Below are 9,496 nucleotides of genomic sequence, written 5' to 3'. Positions count from 1 at the left end.
CCGCGCGGTCCTCCCTTGGGTCCCCCCCGGGGGGCCGGGGGGGGGGGGGGGGGGGGGGGGGGGGGCGGGGGGGGGGGGGGGGGGGGGGGGGGCCCCCCCCCCCCCCCACGACAAGGAGGGTGGCGCGTCGGCCGAGGATCAGGCGAAGACGGCGAGGCTCTTGGCCTTGCCCTTCTCCTCCTCGACGAGCACGAGGAACGCGCCGTCGGGCCCGAAGACCGCGACCGGCCCCGGCGGGTGGGCCGGCATGTCCAGCCGTACGCCGTTGAGGAGCAGCTTGGCGCGCTTCTCGTCCACGTCCCAGCGGGGGAACGCGGAGGCGGCCGCCTCGGCGACCGGCATCACGGTCAGTTCCTCCTGATGCTGGTCGAGCGTGCGGGCCGCGTCCAGTCCGTACGGGCCGACCCGGGTGCGGCGCAGCGCCGTGAGGTGCCCGCCGACGCCGAGTCCGGCGCCGAGGTCGCGGGCGATGGCCCGGATGTACGTCCCCGAGGAGCAGACGACGGACACGACCAGGTCGAGGACGGGGGTGCCGTCCTCGGCGACGGCCTCGCGGACGTCGTAGACGCGGAAGGAGGAGACGGTCACCGGGCGGGCCGGGATCTCGAACTCCTCGCCGCCGCGCACCCGCGCGTAGGACCGCTTGCCGTCGATCTTGATGGCGCTGACCTTGGACGGCACCTGCATGATCGCGCCGGTCAGGGCCGCCACGCCCGCGTCGATGCCCTCACGCGTCACACCGGAGGCGTCGGTGGACGAGGTGATCTCGCCCTCGGCGTCGTCGGTGACGGTGTCCTGGCCCAGCCGGATCGTGCCGAGATACTCCTTCTCGGTCAGGGCGAGGTGGCCCAGCAGCTTGGTGGCCCGCTGAACGCCGAGCACCAGGACGCCGGTCGCCATGGGGTCCAGCGTGCCGGCGTGGCCGACGCGTCGCGTACGGGCGATGCCGCGCATCTTGGCGACGACGTCGTGCGAAGTGAAGCCGGACGGCTTGTCGACGATGACAAGGCCGTCCGGCGTGGTGGTCTGCTCGGTCATGCGGAGGCGGGGCCCTCGTTCTTGTCGGTCGAGCCGGGGGTGTCCGCCTCGTCGTCCTCGTCCTCGGGCTTGCGGTACGGGTCGGCCTCACCGGCGTACGTCGCTCCGGTGGAGACCTGGCGCACCTCCGCGTCCTTGGCCCGCGCCTTGTCGAGGAGGTCCTCGATGGTGCGGGCGTTGTCCGGGAGGGCGTCCGGCACGAAGGCCAGGGTCGGCGTGAACCGGACCCCGGTCTGCCGGCCGACCTCGGAGCGCAGGACGCCCTTGGCGCTCTCCAGCGCCGCGGCGGAGGCCGCGCGCTCCTCGTCGTCGCCGTAGACCGTGTAGAAGACCGTGGCCTCCCGCAGGTCGCCCGTGACCCGGGCGTCCGTGATCGTCACGAATCCCAGCCGCGGATCCTTGATTCGCCGGTCCAGGGTCTCCGCGACCACGACCTGGATGCGATCGGCCAGCTTGCGGGCCCGCGCGTTGTCGGTCACCGGTCCGTCACTCTTCCTTCTGATTTCGCTCGACTGTCAGTCTTCGTCACTGTGCAGCCGCCGTCTCACCGACAGCAGCTCCACCTCGGGGCGTCCCGCGACCAGCCGTTCGCAGCGGTCCAGCACGTCCGTGAGGTGTCCGGTGTCACCGGAGACCACGGCAAGGCCGATCTCGGCCCTGCGGTGGAGATTCTGTCCGCCGGTCTCGGCCACGCTCACCGCGTACTTGCGCTGGAGCTCGGCGACGATCGGGCGGACGACGGAACGCTTCTCCTTCAACGACCGTACGTCGCCGAGGAGCAGATCGAAGGACAGGGTCCCCACATACATGTGTGTCCGGATGTCCCGCCGGTTCGGGTTCGTGCCCCGCCAGAGCTTGCCGGGGACATCAGAACCGTACCGGAACGGCCGGAGCCGATCGACGGAAATACGACCCGTCGACCGGCCCCGACCGTGGTGGAGGGGTTGGGGGAGCGGACTCCCCCAACCCTTCCGAATTCCCTGCGGGTCCTTGCGGACCCGAGGTGGATCAGCCTCGCGGCTTCTCGCGCATCTCGTACGTCGCGATGACGTCGTCGATCTTGATGTCGTTGAAGTTTCCGAGGTTGATACCGCCCTCGAAGCCTTCGCGGATCTCGGTGACGTCGTCCTTGAAGCGGCGCAGACCGGAGATGTTGAGGCTCTCCGCGATGACCTTGCCATCGCGCAGCAGGCGCGCCTTGGTGTTGCGCTTGACCTCGCCGGAGCGGACCAGCACACCGGCGATGTTGCCCAGCTTGGACGAGCGGAAGATCTCGCGGATCTCCGCCGTGCCGAGCTCGACCTCTTCGTACTCCGGCTTGAGCAGACCCTTGAGGGCCGCTTCGATCTCCTCGATCGCCTGGTAGATGACCGAGTAGTACCGGACGTCCACGCCTTCGCGCTCGGCCATCTGCTCGGCACGCCCTGCGGCGCGCACGTTGAAGCCGATCACGATGGCGTCGGAACCCGTCGCCAGGTTGATGTCCGACTCGGTGACCGCACCCACACCGCGGTGCAGGATCCGGATGTCGACCTCTTCGCCGACGTCGAGCTGGAGCAGCGAGGACTCGAGAGCCTCCACCGAACCGGACGCGTCGCCCTTGATGATGAGGTTGAGCTCCTGGACCAGACCGGCCTTGAGCGCCTCGTCCAGGTTCTCCAGGGAGAACCGGACGCCCTTGCGGGCGAAGTTGGCGTTGCGCTCACGGGCGGCACGCTTCTCGGCGATCTGACGGGCCGTACGGTCCTCGTCGACCACCAGGAGGTTGTCGCCGGCGCCCGGGACGTTGGTGAGACCGAGCACCAGGACGGGGGTCGAGGGACCCGCTTCCTGGACGTTCTGACCGTTGTCGTCGAGCATGGCGCGGACTCGGCCGTAGGCGTCGCCCACGACCACCGTGTCACCGATGCGCAGCGTTCCGCGCTGGACCAGGACGGTCGAGACGGCACCGCGACCGCGGTCGAGGTGGGACTCGATCGCAATACCCTGCGCGTCCTGCTCCGGGTTGGCCCGCAGGTCGAGCGAGGCGTCGGCGGTGAGGACGACGGCCTCCAGGAGCGCCTCGATGTTGAGGCCCTGCTTGGCGGAGATGTCGACGAACATGGTGTCGCCGCCGTACTCCTCGGCCACCAGACCGAACTCGGTGAGCTGACCGCGCACCTTGGTCGGGTCGGCGCCCTCGACGTCGATCTTGTTGACCGCGACCACGATCGGCACCTCGGCCGCCTTGGCGTGGTTCAGCGCCTCGATCGTCTGGGGCATCACACCGTCGTTGGCCGCCACCACGAGGATCGCGATGTCGGTCGACTTCGCACCACGGGCACGCATGGCGGTGAACGCCTCGTGACCCGGGGTGTCGATGAAGGTGATCTTGCGGTCCTCGCCGTTGACCTCGGAGGAGACCTGGTACGCACCGATGTGCTGCGTGATGCCGCCGGCCTCGCCCGCGACGACGTTCGTCTTGCGGATCGCGTCCAGCAGTCGGGTCTTACCGTGGTCGACGTGACCCATGACGGTCACGACCGGCGGACGCGAGACCAGAGCCTCTTCGCCGCCCTCGTCCTCGCCGAACTCGATGTCGAAGGACTCGAGCAGCTCGCGGTCCTCCTCCTCGGGGCTGACGATCTCCAGGACGTAGTTCATCTCCTCGGCGAGAAGCCGGAGCGTCTCGTCGGAAACGGACTGCGTGGCGGTGACCATCTCGCCGAGGTTCATCATCACGGCGACGAGCGACGCCGGGTTGGCGTTGATCTTCTCCGCGAAGTCGGTGAGCGAGGCGCCGCGCGACAGCCGGACGGCCTGTCCGTTGCCGCGGGGCAGCATGACGCCGCCGACCGACGGGGCCTGCATGGCCTCGTACTCCTGGCGCCTCTGCCGCTTCGACTTGCGGCCACGACGCGCCGGACCGCCGGGACGGCCGAACGCACCCTGTGTGCCACCGCGGCCACCGGGGCCGCCGGGACGGCCACCGAAGCCGGGACGACCGCCGAAGCCGCCGCCGCCACCGGGACGACCGGCACCGCCGCCGCCACCACCGGGACCGGCCGGACGACCGGCGAAGCCGCCGCCACCGCCGCCGCCGGGACGGCCTGCGAAGCCGCCGCCACCGGGACGACCGCCGCCACCGGCACCGCCGGGACGACCGCCACCGCCGGGACCACGGCCACCGCCGGGGCCACCGCCGGGACGCGGGCCCGCCGCGGGACGCTGCGGCATCATGCCCGGGTTGGGACGGTTACCGGCGGGACCGCCGCCGGGACGCGGAGCCTGCGGGCGCGGCATGCCGCCCGGAGAGGGACGGGCGCCGCCCTGACCCTGACCACCCTGGGGGCGCGGGGCGCCGCCGGGGCCACTGCCCTGGGGACGCGGGGCGCCGGGGCGCTCCGAGCCGCCACCGGGGCGCGGGGCACCGCCGGGACGGGGCGCCCCGGGGCGCGCCATGCCGGTGGAACCGCCGGAGGTGAAGGGGTTGTTGCCCGGACGGGGACCGGCCGGACGGGCGCCGCCGGGGCGCGGGGCGCCCTGGCCCGCGGGACGTGCGGGGCGGTCGCCGCCACGCTCGCCGCCACGGCCGCCGTCGCGCTGGCCACCGTCACGGCCGCCGTCGCGCTGACCGCCGGCCGGAGCCGGACGGGCGGGGGCGGGACGGGGACCCGGGGTGGCGCCCGCGGGACGCGGGGCTTGGGGCTGCTGCGGGGCAGCCGGCTGGGCCGGCGCCGGAGCCGAGAACTCGGCGGCCGGGACCGGGGTCACCGGGGCCGCCTTCGGCGCGGGCTTCGGGCCCGGACGGGGGCCCGCCGACGGCGCGGAGGGCGCCGCGGGGGTGCTGGTCTCCGGGGCCTCGGCAGCGGCCGGCTTGGGGGCCGGTGCGCCGGGCTTCGGGGCAGCGGGACGTGCCGCAGCGGCCGGGGAGGGCGCTGCGGGCTTCGCGGGCGTCGCCTTGCGGGGCGCGCCAGGCTTGGCAGCGGACTTGCCGGCGTTGCCGCCGGGCCCCTGCAGTGCGTCGGTCAACTTACGTACAACCGGCGCCTCGATCGTCGAGGACGCCGAACGGACGAATTCACCGAGTTCTTGGAGCTTGGCCATGACGACCTTGCTCTCGACGCCGAACTCCTTGGCGAGTTCGTATACCCGGACCTTAGCCACTTCGCTCCTTTTAGGTCCGGGTTACCGCCGGACCGTCGCTACTTCATGGGCGTACTCATCGCGTACTCATCGAGTGCTCATCGCAATCTCGACCTACTTCCAACTCGCGAGGTACCTGACCGCACGGGGTCCCGTGCCGTTCACTTTCTTACGGTGTCACCCGCTCGACGAACCGCGTGAGTGCCGCGGTGTCGAACGGCCCCTTGGCCTTGAAGGCCCGGGGGAACGCCCGGCGGCGAACCGCCAGGTCGAGACAGACAGAGGTGGGGTGCACATAAGCACCCCGGCCGGGCAGCGTACCGCGTGGATCAGGGGCGCAGGCGCCCTCGTCCACCACGATGCGCAGCAGCTCGCTCTTGGCCACTCGCTCCCGGCATCCCACACAGGTTCGCTCGGGGCAAGCGCGGGCTTGCGTCCGGCCAGACACGTTTAAGTCTACCTCCCCGTACCGACCTCACCCCTTTGGGGCAAAAATCGAACGGATGTTGTCGTGATCTCAGCGGCGTTCGGCCAAGATCTATTCCCTGGAGCGGCTCCGGGTCAACGCCTTTCCGAGCGCTCCCGGGCCCGCTCGGCCCGCTCGCGGTCGGCGTTCTCCCGCTCCTCGTCCGTCTCGGTGTCCGGACGGATGTCGATGCGCCAGCCGGTGAGGCGGGCGGCGAGGCGGGCGTTCTGGCCCTCCTTGCCGATCGCCAGCGACAGCTGGTAGTCCGGCACGGTGACGCGGGCGGAGCGGGCGCCGAGGTCGACGACCTCGACCTTGCTCACCCGGGCGGGCGAGAGCGCGTTGGCGACCATCTCGGCCGGGTCGTCGGACCAGTCCACGATGTCGATCTTCTCGCCGTGCAGTTCGGCCATGACATTGCGCACACGGCTGCCCATCGGGCCGATGCAGGCGCCCTTGGGGTTCAGGCCGGCGCGGGTGGAGCGCACGGCGATCTTGGTGCGGTGGCCGGCCTCGCGGGCGATGGCCTCGATGACCACCGAGCCGTCCGCGATCTCCGGGACCTCCAGCGCGAAGAGCTTCTTCACCAGGTTGGGGTGGGTGCGCGAGAGCGTCACCGACGGGCCGCGGACGCCCTTGGCGACCCGTACGACATACGTACGAAGGCGCAGGCCGTGGGTGTACTCCTCGCCCGGGACCTGCTCCTGGACCGGCAGCATGGCTTCCATCTTGCCGATGTCGACCAGGACGTTCTTGGGGTCCTTGCCCTGCTGGACGACGCCCGTGACGACATCGCCCTCGTGGCCCGCGTACTCCCCGAAGGTGCGGTCGTCCTCGGCGTCGCGCAGCCGCTGCAGGATGACCTGCTTGGCGGTGGTCGCGGCGATCCGGCCGAACCCGGACGGGGTGTCGTCGAACTCCTTGGGCTCCTGGCCCTCTTCGAGGTCGGCCGGGTCCTCCTTGGCCCACACGGTGACGTGGCCGTTCTCGTCGAGCTTCACGCGCGCCCGGCGGTGGCTGCCGTCGGTGCGGTGGTACGCGATGAGGAGGGCCGACTCGATCGCCCCGACGAGCACGTCGAAGGGGATCTCCTTGTCCTGCGCCAAGCCCTTCAGAAGCTTCACATCGATGTCCACGGCTACGCCTCCTCTTCCTTCTTGTCCTTGCGGTTGAATTCGATCTCCACGCGCGCCTTGGCGATCTCGTCGAAGGCGAGGCGGCGGGCGGTGGGCTTACGGCCCTTGACGCCGGGCACTTCGAGGTCGAGCCCGTCCTCGTCGACGGCGAGGATGCGGGCGACCAGCTCACCGGAGCCGTCGCCGGTCAGGCGGAACCTGGCCAGCCGGCCGGTGGCGCGTACGTAGTGGCGGTGCTCGGTCAGCGGGCGGTCCGCGCCGGGGGAGCTGACTTCGAGGACGTACTCGCCCTCGCCCATCGCGTCGGTCTCGTCCAGCTTCTCGGAGATCGAGCGGCTCAGCTCCGCACAGGCGTCCAGCTCAACGCCTTCTTCGGAGTCCACGATGACCCGCAGCACTCCTCGGCGGCCGGCCCGGGACACCTCGATCTCCTCGAGGTCCAGCTGCTGCGCGCTGACGAGCGGTTCCAGCAGCCCGCGCAGCCTCTCGCTCTGGGTGGTGCTCATCCGGGTGACTCCTCGGCCGCGTGTGCTGTTGTGGGGATCGACGTGCGTCAGGTCAAAGGGTATCCGGTCGCCAGGGGTGTTGCCGTCCGCCTGCCGCTCGGCCGCGGGTACGCTCGCCTGCGGTGATCACATCAGGACAGATCCTGTCAGGACCGGTCCAGGCCCGAAGGAGAAACGTGCGGCGCACGGGGACGACGCGCAGGGGGGCGCTCACCGCGACGGGAGCCCTCGCCCTGGGTGCGGTGCTGACCGGCTGCGGGGGCGACGACGAGGCGCCCGGGGGCTCAGAGCCCGCGCACTCCGGCGCGCGGGCGGCCACCGCGAAGACCGAGAAGACCCTGCGCGAGAAGGCGGTGCGCGACGGCGCCCTCCTGCTCGCCCAGTACGACCTGGTGGCCGAGGCGCATCCGGCCACGGCGGCGGGCCTCGTGCCGCTGCGGGCGGCCGTCGCGGAGCACGGGAAGGCGCTGGCACCGCCGCGCGCGAAGGGCGAGCCGAAGAAGGGCGCCCCGCCCGCGGCGCCCGGTCCGGTGTCGGCCGACCCGAAGGCCGCGGTGCGGGAGCTGGCCGTCGCCGAGCGCCGCCGGGCCGACGCGCACGCCGAGGCCCTGCTGACGGCCGGACCGGAGCTGGCCCGGCTGCTGGCCTCGGTGGCGGCGGCCGCCGCGGCGCACGCGTATCTGCTGACCGAACTGGCCGAGGAGACAGCCGTATGAGCACCCGTTCCGTCCGGCCGGCCGAGGACGAGGCCGACTCCCCCGAGCTGACCGCCGTCCAGGCCGCCCTGGCCGCCGAGCACGCCGCGGTGTACGGGTACGGGGTGCTGGGCGGCCGTCTCGACGGGAAGCGGGGCGCGGAGGCCCGGGCGGCGCACGACGGTCACCGGGCGCGCCGGGACGCACTGGCGCGCACCGCCCGGGACCTCGGCGGGCGGCCGGTGGCCTCGGCCGCCGCGTACGCCTTGCCGTTCGCCGTGGCGGACGGCCCTTCGGCGGTCCGGCTCGCCGCGGTCCTGGAGGACCGGATCGCGGGCGCCTACGCCGATCTCGTACGGGCCACCGAGGGTCCGCGCCGCAAGGACGCCGCGGGTGCGCTGCGGGAGGCCGCGGTGCGGTCGGCCCGGTGGCGGGGCGGCAACGTAGCCTTTCCGGGGCTCGCCGAGCGGGCCGCCGGTGCGGATCCGGCCGCGACGGGCCCGGTGGAGGCCGCGGGCGCGGACGGGACACGCTGACCGAAGGATCCGGAAAGGGAACACACGACGTATGGGTTTCGAACCGCCGCAGCGCCTGGTGCGCGCGCTCGGCGAGATGTACGGGGACGCCGCGGCGGCCGACTGGCTGGCCGGGCTCCCCGCGCTGACCGAGCGGGCGCTCACCGCCGGGGACGGCCTCACCGCGGAGCGGGTGGCCGCCCCCGGTGGGCGCAGCGCCCTGGTGGTCCTGGTGCGGCGGGCCGACGGGACCCCGGCCGCGCTGAAGATCGCCCCGCCGGTCGCCGGGCCGGAGCTGGAGCGGGCGGCGCTGGAGCACTGGAGGGGCTGGGGCGCGGTGAAGCCGCTGGACGCCCCGGAGCTCGACGGGTCCGGGGCGCTGCTGCTGGAGCGGCTGCACCACGAGGTGTCGCTGCGCTCGCTGCCGGAGGCGAAGGCCCTGCTGGAGGCGGCGGGCACGCTGCGCCGGCTGTGGGTGGAACCGCCCGCCGGGCACGGCTTCGAGACCGTGGCGGAGCGGACCGAGGCGCAGAGCGCCGGGATGCGGGCGGCCGCCGAGGCCGATTTGGAGCTGGCGCCGCTGGTGGACGCGGCGCTCGCGGCCCGGGCCGAGCTGGTCGAGGGAGCGGCCGAACTCCTTTTGCTGCACGGCAACTTCCGGCAGAGCAAGGTGCTGTCCGGGGAACGGGCGCCGTGGCTGACGGTGGGTCCGGAGCCGCTGGTGGGCGAGCGCGCCTATGACCTGGCGCGGCTGGTGCGGGACCGGGTGGAGGATCTGATCGCCTCCCCCGGCGGACCGGTGACGGCCCGGCGGCGGGTCAAGAAGCTGGCGGAGTCGCTGGAGGTGGAGCAGGCGCGGCTGCACGGCTGGACGCTGTTCCGGGCGGTGGAGTCGGGCACCCGCGCGCTGGCCGAGGGACGGCGGCAGATGGGCGAGGTCAACCTGGAGTTCGCGGGCTGGCTGTAGTGGTTCGTCGTCTCCACGAGGAGGGCCCCCGCGCACGGTGCGCGGGGG

General features: G+C 72.8%; 10 protein-coding genes. 3 read left to right on the top strand and 7 right to left on the bottom strand.

Annotation, left to right across the window (positions count from 1 at the left end):
- Positions 1–138: 138 nt before the first annotated feature.
- The 7 genes from truB to rimP form a co-directional block, all read right to left on the bottom strand.
- Positions 139–1,038, bottom strand: coding sequence for a tRNA pseudouridine(55) synthase TruB (truB, locus tag ACFWRV_RS28345; RefSeq protein WP_384338564.1), 900 nt, complete (start codon positions 1,036–1,038; stop codon positions 139–141).
- Complete coding sequence (gene rbfA / locus ACFWRV_RS28340; protein ID WP_010061881.1) at positions 1,035–1,517, bottom strand: 30S ribosome-binding factor RbfA; 483 nt, start codon at positions 1,515–1,517, stop codon at positions 1,035–1,037. The genes truB and rbfA overlap by 4 nt, the downstream gene beginning before the upstream one ends.
- A 36-nt stretch (positions 1,518–1,553) precedes the next feature.
- Complete coding sequence (locus tag ACFWRV_RS28335; protein ID WP_030085244.1) at positions 1,554–1,847, bottom strand: DUF503 domain-containing protein; 294 nt, start codon at positions 1,845–1,847, stop codon at positions 1,554–1,556.
- Between the two features lie 199 nt (positions 1,848–2,046).
- Positions 2,047–5,184 carry a translation initiation factor IF-2 gene (gene infB / locus ACFWRV_RS28330; protein ID WP_384338563.1) on the bottom strand — a complete coding sequence of 1,046 codons (3,138 nt, stop codon included), beginning with the start codon at positions 5,182–5,184 and terminating at the stop codon, positions 2,047–2,049.
- 148 nt (positions 5,185–5,332) lie between these two features.
- Positions 5,333–5,611: a YlxR family protein gene (locus tag ACFWRV_RS28325; RefSeq protein WP_199787082.1), complete on the bottom strand. Its 279-nt coding sequence runs from the start codon at positions 5,609–5,611 to the stop codon at positions 5,333–5,335.
- A gap of 113 nt (positions 5,612–5,724) precedes the next feature.
- A complete protein-coding gene (gene nusA, locus ACFWRV_RS28320; protein ID WP_384338562.1) occupies positions 5,725–6,765 on the bottom strand; it encodes a transcription termination factor NusA in 1,041 nt (346 codons plus the stop codon).
- A 2-nt stretch (positions 6,766–6,767) separates the two neighbouring features.
- Positions 6,768–7,271 (bottom strand): ribosome maturation factor RimP, encoded by a 504-nt coding sequence (rimP, locus tag ACFWRV_RS28315; protein WP_384338561.1) that lies wholly within the window; start codon positions 7,269–7,271, stop codon positions 6,768–6,770.
- A 176-nt stretch (positions 7,272–7,447) separates the two neighbouring features.
- Here rimP and ACFWRV_RS28310 point away from each other — a divergent pair, with 176 nt between their 5' ends.
- Genes ACFWRV_RS28310 through ACFWRV_RS28300 form a run of 3 tightly spaced genes read left to right on the top strand, consistent with a single transcriptional unit; the run spans position 7,448 to position 9,448 of the window.
- Positions 7,448–7,987: a hypothetical protein gene (locus tag ACFWRV_RS28310; protein ID WP_384338560.1), complete on the top strand. Its 540-nt coding sequence runs from the start codon at positions 7,448–7,450 to the stop codon at positions 7,985–7,987.
- Positions 7,984–8,502, top strand: a complete 519-nt coding sequence (locus ACFWRV_RS28305) for a ferritin-like domain-containing protein (protein WP_384338559.1) — start codon at positions 7,984–7,986, stop codon at positions 8,500–8,502. The genes ACFWRV_RS28310 and ACFWRV_RS28305 overlap by 4 nt, the downstream gene beginning before the upstream one ends.
- Positions 8,503–8,533: 31 nt before the next feature.
- Positions 8,534–9,448, top strand: coding sequence for an aminoglycoside phosphotransferase family protein (locus ACFWRV_RS28300; RefSeq protein WP_384338558.1), 915 nt, complete (start codon positions 8,534–8,536; stop codon positions 9,446–9,448).
- The last annotated feature ends 48 nt before the right edge of the window (positions 9,449–9,496 follow it).

The sequence above is a fragment of the Streptomyces sp. NPDC058576 genome, assembly GCF_042718715.1.
Lineage (GTDB): Bacteria > Actinomycetota > Actinomycetes > Streptomycetales > Streptomycetaceae > Streptomyces.
This window is presented reverse-complemented; position numbering and strand designations above follow the sequence as displayed.

Bases quoted from the DNA above. Each gene is read 5' to 3' on its own strand.
- truB (WP_384338564.1), bottom strand. From the start codon at position 1,038: ATGACCGAGCAGACCACCACGCCGGACGGCCTTGTCATCGTCGACAAG.
- rimP (WP_384338561.1), bottom strand. From the start codon at position 7,271: ATGAGCACCACCCAGAGCGAGAGGCTGCGCGGGCTGCTGGAACCGCTC.
- ACFWRV_RS28335 (WP_030085244.1), bottom strand. From the start codon at position 1,847: ATGTATGTGGGGACCCTGTCCTTCGATCTGCTCCTCGGCGACGTACGG.
- ACFWRV_RS28305 (WP_384338559.1), top strand. From the start codon at position 7,984: ATGAGCACCCGTTCCGTCCGGCCGGCCGAGGACGAGGCCGACTCCCCC.
- ACFWRV_RS28300 (WP_384338558.1), top strand. From the start codon at position 8,534: ATGGGTTTCGAACCGCCGCAGCGCCTGGTGCGCGCGCTCGGCGAGATG.